Source organism: Micromonospora sp. LOL_025 (assembly GCF_048060285.1).
Taxonomy (GTDB): Bacteria; Actinomycetota; Actinomycetes; order Mycobacteriales; family Micromonosporaceae; genus Micromonospora.
Window position 1 is genome coordinate 103,773 of the sequence record NZ_JBHMIR010000009.1, and the last position, 19,123, is coordinate 122,895.

18 protein-coding genes are annotated in these 19,123 nt (G+C 73.4%); 10 read left to right on the forward strand and 8 right to left on the reverse strand.

The window, feature by feature from the left end:
• Positions 1-74 precede the first annotated feature (74 nt).
• The 3 genes from ACFHW0_RS14580 to ACFHW0_RS14590 form a co-directional block, all read right to left on the reverse strand.
• Positions 75-3,149, reverse strand: a complete 3,075-nt coding sequence (locus tag ACFHW0_RS14580; protein WP_416607859.1) for a DUF3427 domain-containing protein — start codon at positions 3,147-3,149, stop codon at positions 75-77.
• Positions 3,150-3,240: 91 nt separating this feature from the next.
• Entirely contained in the window at positions 3,241-3,543 is a 303-nt protein-coding gene (locus tag ACFHW0_RS14585) for a GNAT family N-acetyltransferase (RefSeq protein ID WP_416608143.1), read from the reverse strand.
• Between the two features lie 298 nt (positions 3,544-3,841).
• Positions 3,842-4,555 carry a poly-gamma-glutamate hydrolase family protein gene (locus tag ACFHW0_RS14590; protein WP_416607861.1) on the reverse strand — a complete coding sequence of 238 codons (714 nt, stop codon included), beginning with the start codon at positions 4,553-4,555 and terminating at the stop codon, positions 3,842-3,844.
• Positions 4,556-4,966: 411 nt separating this feature from the next.
• Between ACFHW0_RS14590 and ACFHW0_RS14595 the strand changes: the two genes are divergently transcribed.
• Positions 4,967-5,377, forward strand: coding sequence for a hypothetical protein (locus ACFHW0_RS14595; RefSeq protein WP_416607862.1), 411 nt, complete (start codon positions 4,967-4,969; stop codon positions 5,375-5,377).
• A 55-nt stretch (positions 5,378-5,432) separates the two neighbouring features.
• Here ACFHW0_RS14595 and ACFHW0_RS14600 read toward each other — a convergent pair whose 3' ends face one another.
• Complete coding sequence (locus tag ACFHW0_RS14600) at positions 5,433-5,753, reverse strand: GYD domain-containing protein (protein WP_416607864.1); 321 nt, start codon at positions 5,751-5,753, stop codon at positions 5,433-5,435.
• Between the two features lie 134 nt (positions 5,754-5,887).
• On the opposite strand from ACFHW0_RS14600, the gene ACFHW0_RS14605 reads away from it, so the two are divergent.
• The 4 genes from ACFHW0_RS14605 (at position 5,888) to ACFHW0_RS14620 (ending at position 9,980) form a co-directional block, all read left to right on the forward strand.
• The gene (locus ACFHW0_RS14605; RefSeq protein WP_416607866.1) at positions 5,888-6,727 is read left to right on the forward strand and encodes a sugar phosphate isomerase/epimerase family protein; all 840 of its coding nucleotides are present in this window, start codon (positions 5,888-5,890) and stop codon (positions 6,725-6,727) included.
• 32 nt (positions 6,728-6,759) lie between these two features.
• A complete protein-coding gene (locus ACFHW0_RS14610) occupies positions 6,760-8,106 on the forward strand; it encodes an AAA family ATPase (RefSeq protein ID WP_416607868.1) in 1,347 nt (448 codons plus the stop codon).
• 303 nt (positions 8,107-8,409) lie between these two features.
• Positions 8,410-8,889, forward strand: coding sequence for a hypothetical protein (locus tag ACFHW0_RS14615; protein ID WP_416607870.1), 480 nt, complete (start codon positions 8,410-8,412; stop codon positions 8,887-8,889).
• A gap of 185 nt (positions 8,890-9,074) precedes the next feature.
• Positions 9,075-9,980, forward strand: a complete 906-nt coding sequence (locus ACFHW0_RS14620) for a hypothetical protein (protein ID WP_416607872.1) — start codon at positions 9,075-9,077, stop codon at positions 9,978-9,980.
• Between the two features lie 76 nt (positions 9,981-10,056).
• Here the strand turns inward: ACFHW0_RS14620 and ACFHW0_RS14625 are convergent, their stop codons facing one another.
• Complete coding sequence (locus ACFHW0_RS14625) at positions 10,057-10,950, reverse strand: cellulose binding domain-containing protein (RefSeq protein ID WP_416607874.1); 894 nt, start codon at positions 10,948-10,950, stop codon at positions 10,057-10,059.
• Between the two features lie 214 nt (positions 10,951-11,164).
• Between ACFHW0_RS14625 and ACFHW0_RS14630 the strand changes: the two genes are divergently transcribed.
• From ACFHW0_RS14630 to ACFHW0_RS14650, 5 genes are all read left to right on the forward strand, one after another.
• Complete coding sequence (locus ACFHW0_RS14630) at positions 11,165-11,863, forward strand: hypothetical protein (protein ID WP_416607876.1); 699 nt, start codon at positions 11,165-11,167, stop codon at positions 11,861-11,863.
• Positions 11,864-11,879: 16 nt separating this feature from the next.
• The gene (locus ACFHW0_RS14635; protein WP_416607878.1) at positions 11,880-12,140 is read left to right on the forward strand and encodes a hypothetical protein; all 261 of its coding nucleotides are present in this window, start codon (positions 11,880-11,882) and stop codon (positions 12,138-12,140) included.
• Positions 12,137-12,538: a hypothetical protein gene (locus ACFHW0_RS14640; protein WP_416607880.1), complete on the forward strand. Its 402-nt coding sequence runs from the start codon at positions 12,137-12,139 to the stop codon at positions 12,536-12,538. Before ACFHW0_RS14635 ends, ACFHW0_RS14640 begins: the two co-directional genes overlap by 4 nt.
• Before the next feature lie 97 nt (positions 12,539-12,635).
• Positions 12,636-16,076, forward strand: coding sequence for an AAA family ATPase (locus ACFHW0_RS14645; protein WP_416607882.1), 3,441 nt, complete (start codon positions 12,636-12,638; stop codon positions 16,074-16,076).
• A 93-nt stretch (positions 16,077-16,169) separates the two neighbouring features.
• Positions 16,170-16,640 carry a SigE family RNA polymerase sigma factor gene (locus tag ACFHW0_RS14650; protein WP_416607884.1) on the forward strand — a complete coding sequence of 157 codons (471 nt, stop codon included), beginning with the start codon at positions 16,170-16,172 and terminating at the stop codon, positions 16,638-16,640.
• Between the two features lie 25 nt (positions 16,641-16,665).
• Here ACFHW0_RS14650 and ACFHW0_RS14655 read toward each other — a convergent pair whose 3' ends face one another.
• The 3 genes from ACFHW0_RS14655 to ACFHW0_RS14665 are packed head-to-tail and all read right to left on the reverse strand — an operon-like array spanning position 16,666 to position 19,111.
• Positions 16,666-17,520 (reverse strand): ABC transporter permease, encoded by an 855-nt coding sequence (locus ACFHW0_RS14655; protein WP_416607885.1) that lies wholly within the window; start codon positions 17,518-17,520, stop codon positions 16,666-16,668.
• The gene (locus tag ACFHW0_RS14660; protein ID WP_416607887.1) at positions 17,517-18,527 is read right to left on the reverse strand and encodes an ATP-binding cassette domain-containing protein; all 1,011 of its coding nucleotides are present in this window, start codon (positions 18,525-18,527) and stop codon (positions 17,517-17,519) included. Before ACFHW0_RS14660 ends, ACFHW0_RS14655 begins: the two co-directional genes overlap by 4 nt.
• 29 nt (positions 18,528-18,556) lie before the next feature.
• Positions 18,557-19,111 carry an NADPH-dependent FMN reductase gene (locus ACFHW0_RS14665; RefSeq protein ID WP_416607888.1) on the reverse strand — a complete coding sequence of 185 codons (555 nt, stop codon included), beginning with the start codon at positions 19,109-19,111 and terminating at the stop codon, positions 18,557-18,559.
• Positions 19,112-19,123: the final 12 nt, after the last annotated feature.

The window sequence follows — 19,123 nt, forward strand, 5'->3', positions numbered from 1 at the left end:
GTGTGGTGCGCGCCGGCCACGCTGCTGATGCAGCCGCAGGGAGGTCAGCCGGTCCAGCACCTCTCGGCGGGTGCTCATGCGGCGATGGTTCGGGCGGTGGCGTACACGTCGGCGGGGAGGGCGTGTGCCAGCCGCCAGATGATCCGCATGGGCCGGTCGCCGGTGTGCTCGCGGTAGGTCATCGGGCCGGCGTAGAGGTAGGCCGGCGCGCCCAGGTCCCGATCGGCGATCCGGGTCTCCCGCACGAACAGGTGCACGGTCGAGCCGCGCGAGCTGTGGTGGATGTAGCGCTGGCCGGTCGCTGAGGCCGACGACGTGGTGCTCTGCGACTCCCACTGGAACAGGCTGTCGGTGATGGCCCGGTCGGCGTACATGGTGGTGGGGGAGTAGTGCGCCTCCGACTTGACCAGAGTGACGAAGAAGAGATCGGCCTGGGCGCCCGGCAGCCACTTCACCCCCTCGCGCAGCGATCCCGGGTTCGGCATGCCGAAGGCGGCGCACGCCTCGTTGCGGCTGTAGCGGGCGTGCACCCGCAGCGGCACCTCCGCCGACAGCGGCTGCGGCGTGACCCGGTGGATCCGCTCGCGCAACACCTCGGCCACCTGCCGCAGCTCGGCGCAGCGGGCCGGCTCCGCCCAGAGCCGCGCCAGCCGCTCGTCCCGCGAGGTCAGCGGCGCGTTCGGCCCCCACAGGTCGAAGTGCAGCATGTCCCACAGCCGCCCGGCGTCCGGCCGCTCGCCCGCCGCCACCCGGGCCAGCAGGTCCAGCCGGTCCGGGTCGTCGAGGTGCAGCATCCGCCCGATGGCCCGGCCCAACTCCCGGTCGTCCGGTCCCGGCGTCGACGGCTCCAGCCCGGCGAGCCGGCGCAGCCCGGTCCACCCGCCGATGGCTGCCGACCGGTAGACGTCCTCGATCTCCACGCCGGTCTCCCGCAGGAACCCGGCGAGGCTGACGTTCCCGAGGTGCCGCAGCTCCGCCAGCAGGCCGTTCTTCGACGTCGGCATGACGGTACGCAGGTTGTCGAGCACCTTGTCGCGGGCGACCGGGTCCAGCTGGATGTGGCAGCCGCTGGGCAGCGACGGGAAGTCCTGCTCGACCGCATCCCTGATCTCTCGGCGGCTGACGCCGGTCAGCGCGCGCCAGCGCAGGTCGAAGCGGAAGTTGGCGTGCTGCCCGCCGATGAAGTCGAGCACCGTCAGGCAGGGCTTGTCGTCGTCCAGGCGCAACCCACGGCCGAGCTGCTGGAGGAAGATCGTGGCGCTCTCGGTGGGCCGCAGCATCAGGATCGTGTCGACCATCGGCAGGTCGACGCCCTCGTTGAACAGGTCGACGGTGAAGAGCACCCGCAGCTTGCCGGCCTTGAACTCCCGCAGCAGGTCCTGCTGCACGGGCCGGTCCACCTGGGAGGTCACCGCCGCCGACGGCACGCCGTACCGGGTGAACCACTCGGCCATGAACCGGGCGTGGGCGATGCTCACGCAGAACCCGAGCGCCCGCATCCGGTCCACGTCGAGCGTGTCGCGTACCGCCTTCAGCACCAGCCGCGCCCGCGCGTCGTTGCCGGTGTAGAGGCCGTCGAGCTCGCCGAGGTCGTACCCCTGGCCGCGCTTCCAGCGCAGCCGCGACAGGTCCACGTCGTCGTGCAGCCCGAAATACTGGAACGGCGCGAGCAACTGCCGCTCCAACGCCTCCCACAGGTGCAGCTCCACCGCCACCCGGCCGTCGAACCACCGCCGCACGTCGCGACCGTCGGCCCGGTCGGGGGTCGCCGTCAGCCCCAGCAGTACGCGCGGCCGAAGCCGCTCCAACAGCCGGGCGTACGTCGGTGCCTCCGCATGGTGGAACTCGTCGACGATCACCATGTCGTACGCCTCGGGGTCGATCTCCCGTCGGTGTAGCGACTGGATGGAGGCGAAGACGTGCCGCCACCTGGTCGGGGTCTTGCCCCCCACCAGGATTTCGCCGAAGCTGCCGTCGAGCATCACCTGCCGGAACGTCGCCAGGCTCTGGGTGAGAATCTGCTCCTGGTGGGCGACGAAGAGCAGCGAGTCGACCTGGCCGTTGCGGTGCAGGCGCCGGAAGTCCAGCGCCGCGACGACCGTCTTGCCGGTGCCAGTGGCCATCACCACCAGGTTCCGGTGCCGGCCGTGCACCTGCCGCTCGGCGTCCAGGTCGGCGAGGATCTCCGCCTGGTACGGGTACGGCCGCACGTCCAGGTTGGCGATCTGCGTGGGCGAGTCCTCGCGCCGCTCCCCGCTGAGGGCGTTCCGCAGCCGCTCGGCATCCCTGCTGGCGTCGTAGTCCTCGAACGCCGGGTCGTTCCAGTAGTCCTCGAACGTGGCGGTGAACGTGTCGATGACCTGCGGCTGCTCGACGTTGGAGACGCGCACGTTCCACTCCACGCCGTCGATCAGCGCGGTCTTCGACAGGTTGGACGATCCGACGTACGCGGTGCTCATGCCGTTGCCCCGGCGAAACAGCCACGCCTTGGCGTGCAGTCGCGTGGTCCTGGTCTCGTAGGACACCTTGATCTCGGCGCCCAGCTCGGCGAGCCGGTCGAGGGCCCGCTGGTCGGTCGCTCCCAGGTAGGTCGTGGTGATGACGCGCAGCTTGCCGCCCCGGGCGATCAGCTCGCGGATGGCGGGCTCGACGATGCGCAGGCCGTACCACTTGATGAACGCGCAGAGCAGGTCGACCTGCTCCGCCGACGCCATCTCGTGGGTGACCTCGTGGCCGATGCGCGGCTGGTGGCGGCCGTTGACCAGCAGCGCGCCGGTGGAGAGCGGAGTGGTGGGGCGTTGTGGGAAGGCTGGTTGCGCGGGCGGGGCGGGTGGGGCGGCGATGGCGTGCAGGAGGTGCCTGGCGTCGGTCACCTGGTCCTGTGCCGTTGACGCCTGAGGGCTCTCGGCGGCGATGGCGTCGGCGATGCGGTTGGCGAGTTCGATCTGGCGGTGGAGCTTGTCGTCGCCGCTGGGGACGGCGTGCAGGGCTCGGTGGGCCAGGGCGGCGATGTGACGGGCGAGGGCGTCGGGGGCATCGGCGGGGTCGAGCTTGTGGTGCTGGACGAGGGCGGGGTCGACGTGCTGGAGGCGGGTGGCCAGCTCGCGGGTGATGAGGTGCTCGTAAATGCCCCGCTCAAGATCCCTCACTCGGGCACGGTAGCCGGCCTCGCACCGGACCGTCTTACCGTGCCGCGCTCAACTGTTGTCGACTACGTGACAGTCTTGCTCTCATCTCATCTCATTTCGCGTGGCTTGGCACGGGCTGCTTCACCATGACGTTGTAGGTGGCCACGTGCTCCCAGCCGGGCCGGAGTTTGGTGACCTTTCGCCATCTCCAGCTCCGGTAGGCGGCCTGGGCTGGGGTGTTGTCCGGCTCTGCCAGCAGGGTGGCACGTTTCTCGGTACGCCCAGCGAGTAGCTCGTCGTGCAGCGACTTGGCGATCCCTCGGCCGCGCCACTCAGGGGCCACCATCAGTTCGCTGATGGCGAAGGTCCGTTTCCCGTCCTCGTCGGTGAACCTGGTCGGGATGGGCTCGTGGATGCCGCCCTACCATCCGGTCTCGGCGGGTAGCGGGAATCCGTAGATACCACCCGCGTCGCCCACGACCACCCCGACCTGGCCCCGGACCTGCCCGCCATAATCGTGGACCTTCCGTCCAGACCCTGGTCGCTCCGGCAGCGCAAGCAACGCACCGCTCCGGCGTCCCCACCACGGTCCGCTCGTTGACGCCGCCCGCCGGTGGGCTACTCACCGGTCATGCCCCTATGGGCGGGGCAGCTCGACAGCATCGGCGACCCGAAAGGCGAGCGACGCAGCGTTGCATCCGGGCAATGGTCTGTCAGGCGTACACGCCCTGCACGGCTTCGACGAACGCTTGCCCACTCGTCGAGGGCGCCCCATCCTTCGTCGGGAACAGCTCCATTCGTAGGTCGTACGTCAGTTCAAGCTGAACGCCGGCACCGTCGGCGTCCTTGTTGACGAAGTTCGCGGTCGACGTACCAGCGATGTCTGCGGGCGCGGGCTGGACGACGCTGAAGCCGGCGGCACGTAGGGCTGTCGCCAGCTCCGCGCCGGTGGCGGTATCCCGTCCGCCGATGTAGACGACCTTGCCCGCCTTGGACGTGCCGTGAACCGACAGTGCGTGGGTCCGCTGGCCGATCAGGATCAGGCATTCCTCGACGTCCCAGTTCTCACTCGTGACGTGTAGCCGCGGGAAGTTCTGGCCAGCCGGCAGCATGCCCTTGAACTGGCACTGGGTGTGGTTGGCGCCCGCGATTGCGCTCGCAGTCTCGCTGGTGCGTGATTCGATCGAGCCACCGTGTGGGGCGACGACGATCAGCGGTGAGCTGGTGATCTTCCAGCTGAGTTCGTAGGCGACGCCCGCCTGTTCGACCTTGCGTAGCGCGGTCATGGACGGATACTCGGTCACACTGCCTACTGGCGCGGCTGCCTGCTGCGTCGGCGCGTTGCCTACCCGAGCAATGCCGTATCCAGTCAGCAATACGAGCGGAACGGCGAGGGCGTTGAGCATCCATCGCATGTGTCTGTTCAAGGGATTCTCCTTGTGGCCGCGTCGATTCGCCTCGTTGACTCTATCCACCGAGGTCACTCTGTGCGGGGCGGTATGCGCAGCGCGTGTTCGTACCGTCCTCGGCGCCAAGCAGCCGCGACTCAGGCGCCTGAGTGACGAAGGCATGCACAGCGTGTATCGCTGTCACGATCATCGCGGCAAAGCGGGAGCCCTGGCCGGAGTCGAAGGTCGACGTATGGCCCGGCCGGTGCTGGCTCCAGAACTGCGTCGATCCCCGAACGACACAGCTCCGCTCCCGCCCGCCCCGGCGCCACTCCAGCAGCCGTATCGCGAGGGGCAGAAGAACGTGACCACCCTGATGGGCACTCTTTCGGCCCTGATCATCGCCACCGCGGAGGAAGCCGAAGCCCGGGTCGAGCTGGGCGACTGGGCGTGGCCGCGCAGGAGGCGGTCGGCCGGTGGCTGCGCCATGTGGTGGCCGACGCGGAGCTGTCGCCGTACCTCATCGGGGTCGACCTGGAGCGGCTCGGCGCTCATCTGGCGGCGGACCTCGCCGCGGCCGTCGAGAGCCAGTTGGCGGCGGACCCGTGGCGGGTTTGGCCTGTCGGAGGAGCAGCACCGGCGCGTCGTCGACAGGGGCGCCGACGACTTCTGGTGCACGCTGGAGGGCCGGAGCCCGCCGAGCGGGGCGACGCCCTGACCATCGCCCTCGGCCACCACCGCCCCGACCACGACGTGTACGTCTGCGGCCCGCCGCCGATGCTCGCCGGCGCGCGGCTGCGGCTGCTCGCCGCCGGAGTGCCCGCCGACCGCATCCACCTGCCGGCCGAGATGGCGCCCTGACGGCCGCCTACCGCAGCCGGCGCGCAGCACGCGGCCCGGCGAGCGGCTCGAAGGGTCAGGCCCCGGGCGGCTGGTACGCCACCTGCATCCCGAGCGCCTCGTCCACTTCCTCCGGGGCCAGCAGCGGGCTGATCCGGGAGTCCAGGCCGCCGGACGCCCGGATGGTGACGGCCAGGGCGGCGGCGGTCCGAAGGTCCGGAAGATCGCACACCACGTACGTGTCGTACTGGCCGAACCCGAAGTACAGCGCCTCCATCCGGCCGCCGGCATTCTCGATCAACGCGCGGACCACCTCGGCGCGTCTCGTCCCGCCGTCCTGCCTCAGCCCGTGGAGCCCCTCGACCGTGTAGGTCGACGTGAGCATGAACTTCGCCATCCAGGCACCACCTCCACATCCGGCGCGCGGGTACCCGGTGTGACGGTGACTAGTCCTGCCGCTCCAGGTTTCCTGGACAGCCGTCGACGCTCTACAGTCGACGGCCTCATCGAGGCGACGGCGAGAGGGCACAAGTGCGGATCGGCATCAACACGTGGGCGTGGGCGGCACCGCTGACCGACGAGGCGCTCGCCGCACTGGCCCCACGGATCAGGGCGTGGGGCTTCGACGCCATCGAGCTGACCGTCCAGGCGCCGGGGGACTGGGACCCCGCCCGCGCCGCCGACCTGCTCGCCGGGCTGGGCCTGGCCCCCGCCGTCTGTGCCGGCCTGCTGCCCGAGCACGACCTGCTCGCCGACGACGAGGAGGTCGTGCGGCGTACGGAGGAGTTCGTGCGGCACTGCGTGCGGGCCGCGAGCCGGGTGGGGGCCGCCGTGGTGGCGGGCCCGCTCTACGCCCCGGCCGGCCGTCGCTGGCTGCTCGACGCGGACGCCCGGCGGGCGGCCACCGCCCGCCTCGTGCAGCGGCTCCGACCGCTGGCCGACGAGGCCGCCGGGCAGGGCGTGACGATCGCCCTCGAACCGCTCAACCGGTTCGAGACGAGCCTGCTCAACACCGTCGACCAGGCGCTGGAGGTGGTGGCCGGCGTCCCGGGCCTGGGCCTGGCGCTGGACACCTTCCATCTCAACATCGAGGAGCGCGATCTGCCGGCCGCCCTCCGGCTGGCCGGCGACCGGCTCGCGCACGTGCAGGTGTGCGGCAACGACCGCGGGGCGCCCGGCGGCGACCACCTCGACTGGCCGGGGATGTTCGACGCCCTGGCCGGCATCGGCTACGCCGGCCAGGTGAACATCGAGTCGTTCACCGCTGAGGCCCTGGCCGTGCCGATGTCCGTGTGGCGGCCCCTCACCGCCGACCCCGACACGCTCGCCACGGAGGGGCTGGCCTTCCTGCGCGGCCTGACCAGGGCGTAGTGTCCCGTAGACCTCGCGGGGAGGGGGAATCGATGCGCTCCGGGCTGGAGGTGCCGCCGGCGGTCGAGGCGGAGCGGGTCATCGCCGCCGTACTGGCCGACCTGCGCTCCGGCGACCACCGCGGCGTGGTGGTCGACTCGCCGCCGGGGGCCGGCAAGTCGACCCTGGTGGTGCGCGCCGCCGTCGAGCTGGCCGCCGCCGGCGAGCCGTTGATCATCATCGCGCAGACCAACGAGCAGGTCGACGACCTCATCGACCGCCTGGCGCGCAAGGCGCCCGAGCTGCGCATCGGGCGGCTCTCCGCCGCCGACTACCGGCCGTCCGAGCGGGTCAGGGGCCACGAGACGGTCCGGGTCGGCGCGAAGGTCGCCGACCTCGGCGGTCCGGCCGTCATCATCGGTACGGCCGCCAAGTGGGCCACGGTCGCCGAGGGCTCCTGGCCGTGGGCGATCGTCGACGAGGCGTACCAGATGCGCTCGGACGCCCTGCTGCGCGTGGCCGGGCGGTTCGAGCGGGCGCTGTTCGTCGGCGACCCCGGTCAGCTCGACCCGTTCTCGACGGTCGAGACGGGGCGCTGGACGGGCCTGACCTGGGACCCGATGCAGTCGGCGGTGGCCGTGCTGCTGCGGCACAACCCGGCGCTGCCGGTGCACCGGCTGCCGGTGTCGTGGCGGCTGCCCGCCTCGGCGGCGCCGGTGGTGGCGGCGGCGTTCTACCCGTTCACCGGGTTCCGGGCCGGCACCGGCCCCGCCGACCGGGCGTTGCACCTCGGCGGGCCCGGGGCGGGGGACGCCCTGGACCGGGCGGTGGACCTGGCTGCGGCCACCGGCTGGGCGCTGTACGAGCTGCCGGCGCGGCAGACCCTGCGTACCGATGCCGAGGCCGCCTCGGCCTGCGCGGCGCTGGCGCTGCGGGTGCTCGAACGCGGCGCGGTCGCGGTCTCCGAGCACGCGCCGGCGGGCGCGCCGGTCACCGCCGACCGGATCGCCGTCGGCGCCGCGCACCGCGACCAGGCCGCCGCCATCCGCGCGCGCCTGGGGCCGGCGGGGGCCGGCATCACCGTCGACACCGCCAACCGGCTCCAGGGCCGGGAGTACGACGTGACGATCGTGCTGCACCCGCTGTCGGGGCGGCGCGACGCGACCGCGTTCCACCTGGAGTCGGGGCGGCTCTGCGTGCTGGCGTCGCGGCACCGCCAGGCGTGCGTCGTGGTGGCGCGCGCGGGGATCGGCGAGCTGCTGGACGCCCACCCGTCGACGGAGGCCGTGCACCTCGACGTGCCGGTCAAGTTCCCGGACGGCTGGGAGGCGAACCAGACGATCCTCGCCCTGCTCGCCGGCGTCGGCGTGCCGGCCGACGGTATCCGGCATCCCGGCTGACTCGCCTCTGGCGGGTCCGCCCGCCGTCGGAAGCGCGGTCGAGGGGCTTCCGGACCCATCGATCATCGTGAGAGGGTGCTACCCAGGGTGTGTGGGCGAGCACATGAGGTGATGGTGTGGATGCTTCCGGCGGTCCATCCCGGTGGTCGGTCGAGAGGTTCGGCCACCCGCTGGCGGCGGCCCTGCGCCAGGGGATTCCGGCCGCCCTCCATCGCGCCGTCGAGCTGGCGCGAGGCGCGCGCGAGGCGCGCGCGAGGCGCGCGCGAGGCGTCGGCACTCGACACCGACCACGCGTTCGGGCCGGTGCGCTGGAAACAGCAGTACGAGGTGCTGCACGAGCACCTGATGGAACTCCCCGGCGTGACGGACGTCCATCCTCCCCGCGCCCAGGTGCGCGTCACCATCTGCCGCGACCATCTCCTGCTGCCCTGGCGGTACGCGAAGCGCGGCGACGTCGACATGAGGGACGTCCGGCCGGGCAGCGACCTCAGCCGGTTGATCCGGGACCTGCTGATCCTCTTCGGTCCCGAGCCGAGCCACCGGGAGGTGCCGTTGCCGCTGATGCCGCTGACGCCCGAGGAGGAGCGGGACCGCTCGGCCCTCCGGGAGGCCATCGAGAAGCTGGCTCCCCGGCCGAGCGTGCTGCTGGTCGGCTTCGCGTGCAACTCCGACGCGGGCCTGCTCCGGGTGTCCTGGGGCGAGGCGGCGCTCATCGGGAATCGGGAGCTGGAGTGGGGTCACGTCGAGGACCTGCCGCTGCCCGGGAGGCGCGTCGGATCGTGAACCGTCGTCGTGACGCCTGACGAGGAGCGCGCGCCGAGTCGGTTACTGGACGTAGTCGGTTTGGAGATAATGCCTGGTCGTCTGACTGCATAGCGTGAGCACGTCATTTCGAGTGCCTCGGTGGCGCGTGACGGCCCGTCGTGACGCGGGCCTTCGCCGGCCGGGGCGACAGACAGGAGAGTCAGATGTCAGCTCAGGCAACAGCCCGCCGGCTCGGCCCCCGCGCGCTTGGGATCGCCGTCGGCCTCGCCGTGGCGGTGGTGGTGGTCGTCCCGGCCGCCCCCGCCTCGGCCGCCGTCCCCGGCCTCGTGCGCATCGCCGTGACGAGCGCCAGCAACTCGACCGACTTCCGCAGCGTCACGGCGACCTGCCCGGTGGGCAAGGTGCTGACCGGGACGGGCTACGAACTCAACGGGGCGACCGGCGAGGCGGTGGTCGACGACCTGCGCCCCAACGGCGGCCCGGCCACCGCGCCGACCGCCGTCACCGTCGGGGCGTACGAGGCGGAGGCGTTCGCGGGCAACTGGTCCCTCACCGCGTACGCGATCTGCGCCAACCCCGTCGCCGGTCTGGTGCGGGTCTCGGCGGCCGGCGCCAGCAACTCGAACGACTTCCGCAGCGTCACGGCCGCCTGCCCGGTGGGCAAGGTGCTCACCGGGACGGGCTACGAGCTCAACGGCATCATGGGCGAGGGCGTCGTCGACGACTTCCGCCCCAACGGCGGCCCGGCCGCCGCGCCGACCTCGGTCTTCGTGGGCGCGTACGAGGCCGACGCCTTCGCCGGCAACTGGTCCGCGACGGCGTACGCGATCTGCGCCAACCCCCTCGCCGGCCTGGTCCGCACCTCCGCGGTGAGCCCCAGTGACTCGAACGACTTCCACAGCGTCGCCGCGGCCTGTCCGATCGGGAAGGTGCTGACCGGGGCCGGCTACGAGCTCAACGGCATCATGGGCGAGGGCGTCGTCGACGACTTCCGCCCCAACGGTGGCCCGGCCGCCGCGCCGGCCACCGTCACCTCCGGCGCGTACGAGGAGGACACCTTCACCGGCAACTGGACCAACACCGCGTACGCCATCTGCGCGACGGCGTAGTCACCACGCGCCGGCCGGTGGTGCCGACCCGATCCGGGGGCGGTGCCACCGGCCGGCCCTGCGCGGCCGGCGCGCGTCAGGCGAACGTGTCGCCGAACTCGCGTACGCCGTCCACGTCGAGGGTGATCCGGCTGTTGTCGGTCCACCGGCCGGTGGCGGCGCGCCAGCTCAGGTCGTCGCGTTCGTCGATGTCGGTCCAGCCGTGCCGGTGGTGGCGCAGCTGGATCGGCCCGGACGACGCGCCCGGGGCCAGGACGCCCTCGGTGAAGTTCAGCTCCACCCAGCCGGGGATCGGCGTGCCCGGCAGCGGGTACCGGGTCGGCGTCGGGGTGGGCGTCGGCGGGCCGCCGGGCGGCAGGGGCGGCGGGAAGAACGTCATGCTGCGGCGGATCCGGTCGCAGCCCAGCGCCGCCCAGTCGCAGTTCAGCACGAGGGAGGTGTTGCCGCCCTCGAACACCAGGTGGTAGCGCACCCGCACGGTGGCCAGGTCGAGCGGCGCGGTGCCGGTGTTGGTGACCTGGAGGACGTGCTGGATCTGGTTGTCCGTCGGTGACCAGTCGAGGTTGAGGTAGCTGACCTTGGCCCGCCCGTACGCCGTGCGGACACCGGTGGCGGGGGAGGGGTCGGAGTAGCCGCCGAGGGTGTAGGCGCTGACGACGAGCCGGTACTCGCTGCCCGGCGCCAGGTTGGTCAGCGTCAGGGTGGTGGCGGTCGTGCTGCCGAGGCTCCGGTAGACGTACGGGCCCAGCTGCGCCCGCACCTCGTACGTGATCGGTTCCTCGCCGGCCGGCTCGCCCACCCAGGTCGAGGGCGTCCAGGACAGGGTGAGGCGGTGGGGCTCGTCGACCAGGACGACGGGGCTGCCGGGCGTGGTGAGCGCCGGGGCGTCGTCCGCCCGCGCGGCGCCGACGGCGAAGGAGCTCAGCAGCGCGGCGAGGACGGCGGCGGTGGTGACGCGACGGACACGCATGACGGGGATGCTACGAGCATCGATGGATGCTTATCAATCGTTAGGCGCGTATCCGACCCGGCGGGGGAGCGGCGGCGGCCGACAGCACATCGACCGGGATTCCGCCGCCGTCGATCACCGGCGCCGGTGTCGGTTCACCGATAGCGGAGCACCCCTCCTGATCTACGTCTGTCGATAGCGTGTCGTGGTACAGGCCGTCCATGAAAGGCGGACCATGAACGATTCCCACACCTCACTGTCCCGGCGTCGGATCCTGCTCGGCGCCGCCGCGGCCTCGGCGGTCACCGTCGCCGGGGCGACCGCCGCCCACGCCGCGCCATCCACCGCAGCACCCGCCGGGGAGGCGCCCCCGGCGCGGGAGGCCCGGCGTCTCGTCGTCCGGGACCGGATCGCGGGCGCCCGGCTCGCCGACGGCCCGGCCCGCATCCAGGCGGACCTCCACGAACTCCTCGAGGCCTGGCTGGCCTTCTGGTCGGCCAACTCGCCCCGGGTCTGGAGCACCCCCGTGGAGGTCGAGGGCCGGGTCGGCGCCGGCGGCGACACCTTCACCCTGCACGCCATCCGGGTCACCCGCGACGACGAGACGCGGGACGCCTTCGCCGCCGGGCGGTCCGACGCCGCCCACCTGGCCACCCTCGCCAGCCTGCACCACCACTTCCCGGCGGTGCGCGTCGAGGCCGACGGCGCACTGCGGGTGGCCGACGGCCCCGCCGGCTGGACCGGCTCGGGCGAGCAGGTGGCCTTCGCGGTCACCGCCTGCCGCGAGCTGTGGGGGCTGCGCACGGCCGACCCGACGAACTGGCGGGAGCACGTCAGCCGGGCCGGGCACGCGATCGACCCCGCCTCCCGCTCCGGCTGGGCGGCGTTCACCAGAGCGAGTCTGCGGCGCGGGCTGCGGACCGAATCGTACTGACCACCGGAGGTAGGACATGGCACGCAGCGAATTCCGTTTCGTCGTCGACGGCGTCGACCTGACCACCGAACAGCAGAGCCTGATAGCGAGCGAGATCCAGAAGGCGGGCCTCAACGCCCTCTCCGTCGCCGGCAGCAGATTGACCACCCCGCTCGCCGTCGGGCACGCCAACCTCAAGCTCCGCCCCGAGTGGTACGGCATGTGGGTCATCGACGGCCCGTTCGCCCAGGAACTCGGCCAGAAGATCAACGACATCGGCTTCTGGATGCAGCGGTGACGGACACCGCCCACCGGCCGGACCCGCCGGAGCGGATGTGCCCGAGCACCCCCGCGGCCAACGCCACGGTGTTCCTCGGCATGATCACTCCGGCGGGGCGGGTCGCCTACGTGACGCCCGCGCTGCCGGCCGAGGTCGCCCTCGCCCAGGCCGGCACGGACACGCCGGTCGAGTCGCGCTACCGGCTGGCCGGCCCGTGCGTGACCGCGAAGTGCGGCTTCTGGACGGGCGAGCACTGCGGCCTCGGCGAGCGGGTGGCGGCGTCCTTCCAGGAGACCGCCGGCCCGGCGGAGGACGACCTGCCGCGCTGCGCGATCCGCCGGACCTGCCGGTGGTACGCCGAGCAGGGCCGTGCCGCCTGCGCCGCCTGCTCCCACGTGGTCACCGACGCGCGCTGACCTCCGCTGCACGGCGTCGTTCCTTGTGCGGAGGATCGCGGCGCCCGCCGGGTAAAGGGCTCGCGATGTCCTACCGTTCCGCTACGGTCTGTGCGTCATGGATCCGCGGTACGACGAGGACGTCATCGGGCGGGAGCATCCCGCGGGTCTGCTGCGCGCCGAGATCGACCGGGTGACCACCAGCCACGGCGGTCTGGTCCTCGTCGCCGGGGAGCCCGGCATCGGCAAGACGACGCTGGTCACGGCGGCCGCCGGAGAGGCCCGCCGGCGGGGCGCGCTGGTGCTCGGCGCCGCCTGCTGGGACTCCGACAGCGCGCCCGGCTACTGGCCCTGGGTGCAGGTGCTGCGCGGCCTGCGCCGCTCGGCCGACGACTGGGCGCTGGCCCGGGAGTCGGCCGAGCCGGCCCTGGCGACGCTGCTCGGTGAGGCGGCGGGTGGCGCCGCCGGGGAGCCGGCGGACGGCGACGCCGGGGCGGTCGACGGCACGACCGGGGCGGCCGACGGCGCCGGCGGCGAGGCGGCCGGCCGTCCGACCGGTGACGACCGCGTCGACCAGGAGGAGTTCGCGCTGCACGACGCGGTCACCACCGCGCTGGTCGCGGTGTCCCAGCACCGGCCGGTCGTGGTCGTGCTCGACGACCTGCACTGGGCCGACCCCGCCTCGATGCGGCTGCTGCGCTTCGCCGCCCAGCACACCTGGTTCGAGCGGCTGCTGCTGATCGGCACCTACCGCGACGCCGAGGTCGAGTCCCCCGACCACCCGCTGCGCGGGCTGCTGATGCCGCTGGTGGCGAAGGCGACCACGCTCACCCTCACCGGCCTGTCCCGCGACGAGGTGGCCGCGCTGATGACCCGCGCGGCCGGCCGGGCGCCGGACGCCGGTCTCCTCGACGAGGTGCACCGGCGCACCGGCGGCAACCCGTTCTTCGTGGAGCAGACCGCCCGGATCTGGCGTGCCGACGGCCGGATCGGCACGATCCCCCCGGGCGTACGGGAGGCGGTGCGGGGCCGTCTCGCCCAGTTGCCGGCGGCGGTCGTCGAGGCGCTCACCGCCGCCGCCGTGCTGGGCCGGGAGTTCCACCGTCCCGTCCTCGCCGCCTGCGCGGGCACGCCGGCGGCGCAGGTCGACCGGCTGCTCGACCGGGCGGTGACCGCCCGGCTCGTGGTGTCCCGTGGCGGGGGCCGGTTCGCCTTCGTCCACGATCTCGTGCGGGAGACCCTCTACGACGCGCTGCCCGACGACGACCGCCGCTCCCGGCACGCGGCGGTCGTCCGGGCCGTCGACGGCGCACCGGCGCTCGCCGAGCGGCTGATCCCCGCCGACCTGGCCCGGCACGCCCACCTCGCCGGCGGCCAGCTCGACCCGTCCCGCGCCGCCGAGCTGCTGGTCGCCGCGGCCCGTGCCGCGGCCGGCCGGCTGGCCGTGGACGAGTCGGTGGTCCACTTCCGCCGGGCGCTCGAGGTCGCCGACGACCCGACCCGACGCGTGAAGATCATGATCGAGCTGGGTGAACTGCTGCACCACACGGGCGCGGGCGACGAGGCCCGCCGCCTGCTCGCCGAGGCCGCCACGCTGGCCGTGGCGGCCGACGACCCGGTGGTGCTGGCCCGGGTCGCCCTCGTCGTGCACCGCCGCCACGCCGACGGCCCCGGGCGGCTCGCCGACCCGGAGGGTGTGCTGCGGGAGGCGTACCAGCGGTTGATCGGCGAGTCCGCGGTCGCCGTCCCGGTCGGCACGATCGTCACCGACCTGATCGCCGCCACGGAATCCCTGGCCCGGCGCGGGCACGACGACGAGGCGCTCACCTTCAGCCTGTGGGCCCGTCACGACACCACCTGGGGGCTGGGCTCGGCCCGCGACCGGGCCGCGATCACCGCCGAGATCCGCGAGGTGGCGCGCCGCGGTGGCGACCGGGAGACCGTGCTCTGGGCGACCGCGCTGCGCTGGGTCGCCCTGCTCGAGCTGGGCGACCCCCGCTACCACGACGAGTTCACCACCTTCGCCACGGGGGCCCGCCAGGGCGACGCCCGGCACCGGGCGGCCGCCACGATGGACGACGCCATCATCGCGGCCTTCCGTGGCGACTTCGCCCGAGCCGACGAGCTGGTCGACGAGCTGACCGGCCTCAGCGAGTGGGACCACTCCGACTTCGCCTTCATGGGCCACCACCTGCGCTGGTCGCGGCTGCACCTGCAGGGGCGGCCCGACGAGGTCGACGCCCTCCTCGACGAGCTGTCCTCGACCGGCTACCCGCATCCGGAGCTCCTCCGGGGCGTCACCGCGGCCGAGCGCGGCGACGTCGAGGTGGCGCTACGGGTGGCCGCCGGCATCGAGGCCGCCGGCACGACGTACCCGGGATCGGTGTCGCCGCTGTGGCTACGGCTGCGCGCGGGGGTCGCCGCCGCGAGCCGCGACCCCCGCCGCTGCGCCGAGGCCCGGGACGCGCTGCGCCCGTACCGCGGGCAGTGGATGTCGGCGATGTTCGGCTGCGACCTCAGCGGCCCCGTCGACCACTGGCTGGCCCTCGTCGACGCCGCGCAGGAACGCTGGGACGACGCGGTGGCCGGGTTCTCCGCCGCCCGCGACGCCGCCGACCGGCTGGGCGCCCGCCCGTGGTCGGTCCTGGCCCGCGCCGCGCTGACCGACGCGCTTACCGGGCGGGACCGCCCGGGCGACGCGGCGGCCGCCGCCGCGCTGCGCGTCACCACCGCCCGCGACGCCACCGACCTCGGCATGGACCGGAAGGCCCGTCGCCTGGCCGGCGGGCCGCCGACGGGGGCCGAGGCGTCGCCCGCCGGCCGGCCGGGGGCGGTCGCCGCGCCCGCCGGTCCGCAGCCGGCGTCGGCCGTCGCTCCGCTCGCCGGCCCGGACCCGGCACGGGCCGTCCCCGCCGGGCCACCCGGCCCGCAGCCGGTGGTGACCGGGCCGCACGCCGCGCGGGCGGTCGCCGCCGGGCAGCACCCGTCCGCCTTGGGGGAGCAGCCGGACCAGGCGTACGGGTTCCGCCGCGACGGGCCGGTCTGGCAGCTCACCTACGCCGGCGTGGTGGTGCACCTGCCCGACGCGAAGGGGCTGCGCGACCTGCACGTGCTGCTGAGCCGGCCGGGCGTCGACGTCCCGGCGGTCGAGCTGCTCGACCCGGCCGCCGGGCCGGAACTCGTCGCGGCCCGCCGGATGGGCGGCGACCCGGTCCTCGACGACGAGGCCAAGGCCCGCTACCGGCGGCACCTCGAACGGCTCGACGACGAGATCGACCGGGCCGCCGGGCGCGGCGACGGGCGGAGGTTGGCCGACCTCGACGCCGAGCGCGGCGCCCTGCTGGCCGAGCTGCGCGCCGCCGCCGGGCTGGCCGGCCGCAGCCGCCGCCTCGGCGACGAGGCCGAGCGGGCCCGCAAGACGGTCACCGCCCGCATCCGGGACGCGCTGCGCAAGCTCGACCAGCGGCACCCGGGCCTCGCCGCCCACCTGCGCGACACCGTCTCCACGGGCAGCACCTGCCGCTACCTCCCGCCCGAACCACTGCCCTGGCGCCTCTAGCCCCCGGGCACCGGCCGGTCGTCGACGTCGCGGGCCGGTAAACCCCGCAGCCCTCCGCGGTGTCTTGCTGACTGAGAGAGCGGGAGGGGCCAGATGCGAGATGCGCACGGCGCGGAGTTCGACGACTTCGTCCGTACCCGGTCCGTGGCGCTGTTGCGGGTGGCCTACCTGCTGACCGGTGACCGACACGCGGCCGAGGACCTGCTTCAGGAGGTGCTGGAGCAGATGTACGTGCGCTGGCGCCGGGTGCGCACCTTCCCGGAGGCGTACGCCCGGCGGGCCCTGGTCAACCGGTCGATCAACCGGTGGCGGCGGCGGGCCCGGCGGCCGGAGCAGGCGTTGGGCGACAACGACGGGGTCGCCCGGGACCACGCCGACGACATCGCGCTGCGCCAGGCGGTCGTGGCGGCGCTGCGTACCCTGCCACCCCGGCAGCGCGCCGCCGTCGTGCTCCGCTACCTGGAGGACCTGTCGGTCGCCGACGTGGCCGGGGCGCTGCGCTGCTCCGAGGGCACCGTGAAGAGCCTAGCCGGCCACCGGACGACGACGGGAACCGCCACCTGAGTGGCGGTGCCCGTCGTCGGCGGGATCAGCGGCGGTTGTAGCGGTACATGGTCAGGGTGCCGAAGACCACCACGAAGCCGGCGCTCCACAGCAGCGTCCACATGGTGGCCGACGCGTCCGACGTCCCGGACATCACCGCGCGTACCGAGGCCACCAGCTGCGTGATCGGGTTGACCTTGACGAACGCCTGGAGCCAGCCGGGCATCGTGCCGGGGTCGACGAACACGTTGCTGAGGAACGTCAGCGGGAAGAGCACCATCATGCTCACGCCCATCACGGACTTCTCGCTGCGCAGGACGAGGCCGAAGAACGTCCAGACCCAGGAGAACGCGAACGAGAAGATCACCAGCAGGCCGATCCCGGCCAGCACGCCCGGTAGCCCGCCGTCGGGCCGGAAGCCCAGCACCAGCCCGACGCCGAGGATGACCACGGCCGCCAGCACGTACCGCAGCACGTCGCCGAAGATCATGCCGACCAGCGGGGCGGGCCGCCAGACCGACAGCGTCCGGAACCGGTCGAAGACGCCCTTCTCGATGTCGGTGTTCAGCCCGACGCCGGTGTACATGGTGATCATCACGACGCTCGTCACCATGATGCCGGGCAGGAAGAACTGGAGGTAGTCACGCGGGCTGTCGGCGAGGGCGCCGCCGAACAGGTACGTGAACATCAGCACCATGATGATCGGGAACGCCGTCACGTCGAACAGCTGCTCCGGCACGTGCTTGACCTTCAGCAGCGCGCGCCAGCCGAACGTCAGCGACGCCGACAGCGCATTCGGTCGGGGCGGTCGCGCGCCGGGTGCGAGGACGGTGGCCAGCGCCTCCGCCGACGGTACGTAGACGGACGGGGCCCGCCCGGTCGTGGTGGTGGCGTTGGTCATCGGGCTGCCTCCAGCTGGTCGTCCCGCTCGTCGGCCGCGACGGCGGGGTGGTCGGTCAGGGCCAGGAAGACCTCGTCCAGGCTCGGCTGACCGAGGGAGAAGTCGTCGACGAGGATGCCGGCGCGGGCCAGGTCGCCGAGCGCGCGGGCCGCCTGCTCGCTGGCGTCGAGGTCGCTGCCGTCGCCGCCGACCCGCGCGGTCAGCGCGACCGGATCGGGTGCGAGCTGTACCGGCACGCCGAGCGCCGCCTGGAGCAGCCTCTCCGCCTCCGGCCGCTGGCCCGGGTCGCGCAGTCGCAGGTGGACGGTGCCGGAGCCGACCGAGGACTTCAACTCGCCCGGGGTGCCCTCCGCGATCACCCGGCCGTGGTCCACCACCGCGATGCGGCCGGCGAGTTGGTCGGCCTCGTCCAGGTACTGCGTGGTCAGCAGCACCGTCGTGCCGTGCGCCACGACGGCCCGGACGATCTCCCACACCTGGTTGCGGCTGCGCGGGTCCAGGCCCGTCGTCGGCTCGTCGAGGAACAGCAGGTCGGGGGTGTTGAGGATGCTCGCCGCGATGTCGATGCGCCGCCGCATGCCGCCCGAGTACTTCTTGACCTGCCGGTCGCCCGCCTCGGTGAGGCCGAACGCGGCGAGCATGCCCTCCGCGCGCGCCCGGGCGGCCGGCTTTGCGTGCCCGAGCAGGCGGGCGAGGAGCATCAGGTTCTCCAGCCCGGTCAGGTCCTCGTCCACGGAGGCGTACTGGCCGGTCAGGCTCATCCGGGCGCGTACGGCGTCGGCCTCGGTGACGACGTCGTGCCCGAAGACGCGGGCCCGTCCGCCGTCGGGGCGCAGCAGCGTCGCCAGCACGCGTACCGCCGTGGTCTTGCCGGCGCCGTTCGGGCCGAGCAGCCCGTAGACGGTGCCGGCGGGCACCTGGAGATCCATGCCGGCGAGCGCCCGGGTGGCCCCGAACGATCGGGTCAGGCCCTCGGCCTCGATGGCCAGGCCGGTGGTGCGTGTCATGCTCCCTACCTTCCTCATGTGTCACACGTTCAGGAGACGTACGGGCGTGCGGCGCGACCGTCGCGCAGGGCCAGGCCCCACCAGTGGAGCTGGTCGAGCAGGACGTCGGCGGCGCGTTCGTACCGGTCGGCCGTCGGGGGTGACGGCGCGTCGTCGAGCAGGTCGACGCCGACGACATCGCGCATCGTGACCGCGTGCAGTGCGGTGAAGACCGTCCGGAGCTGGTCGACCGCGTGCAGGCCGATGGAACCGCACCCGTACGACACGAAGCCGACCGGTTTGGCCTGCCACTCGTCGTACGCGTGGTCGATCGCCTGTTTCAACGAGCCCGGGAAGCTGTGGTTGTACTCGGGGGTGACCACGACGAACGCCTCCGCCCGCGCGACCTGCGCGACGAACGACCGGACGGCCGGAGTCGGCTCGGCCGGACAGCTCGCGGGAAGGTCGTGGTCGGCGAGGTCGACGACCGTCACCGTCAGCTCGTCGCGCCGCCGTGCCCGGTCGACGAACCAGTGGCCGATCCGGTCGCCCGCCCGTCCCTCCCGGGTGCTGCCGATGATCACGGCGAGGCGCAGCGGCGTCATGGCTCTCCCTCC

Excerpts from the sequence above, each read along its gene's own strand:
- ACFHW0_RS14635 (WP_416607878.1), top strand. The coding sequence starts at position 11,880 with ATGGCACGCAGCGAATTCCGTTTCGTCGTCGACGGCGTCGACCTGACC.
- ACFHW0_RS14620 (WP_416607872.1), top strand. The coding sequence starts at position 9,075 with ATGTCAGCTCAGGCAACAGCCCGCCGGCTCGGCCCCCGCGCGCTTGGG.
- ACFHW0_RS14650 (WP_416607884.1), top strand. The coding sequence starts at position 16,170 with ATGCGAGATGCGCACGGCGCGGAGTTCGACGACTTCGTCCGTACCCGG.
- ACFHW0_RS14645 (WP_416607882.1), top strand. The coding sequence starts at position 12,636 with ATGGATCCGCGGTACGACGAGGACGTCATCGGGCGGGAGCATCCCGCG.
- ACFHW0_RS14600 (WP_416607864.1), bottom strand. The coding sequence starts at position 5,753 with ATGGCGAAGTTCATGCTCACGTCGACCTACACGGTCGAGGGGCTCCAC.
- ACFHW0_RS14625 (WP_416607874.1), bottom strand. The coding sequence starts at position 10,950 with ATGCGTGTCCGTCGCGTCACCACCGCCGCCGTCCTCGCCGCGCTGCTG.
- ACFHW0_RS14665 (WP_416607888.1), bottom strand. The coding sequence starts at position 19,111 with ATGACGCCGCTGCGCCTCGCCGTGATCATCGGCAGCACCCGGGAGGGA.
- ACFHW0_RS14660 (WP_416607887.1), bottom strand. The coding sequence starts at position 18,527 with ATGACACGCACCACCGGCCTGGCCATCGAGGCCGAGGGCCTGACCCGA.
- ACFHW0_RS14610 (WP_416607868.1), top strand. The coding sequence starts at position 6,760 with ATGCGCTCCGGGCTGGAGGTGCCGCCGGCGGTCGAGGCGGAGCGGGTC.
- ACFHW0_RS14630 (WP_416607876.1), top strand. The coding sequence starts at position 11,165 with ATGAACGATTCCCACACCTCACTGTCCCGGCGTCGGATCCTGCTCGGC.
- ACFHW0_RS14655 (WP_416607885.1), bottom strand. The coding sequence starts at position 17,520 with ATGACCAACGCCACCACCACGACCGGGCGGGCCCCGTCCGTCTACGTA.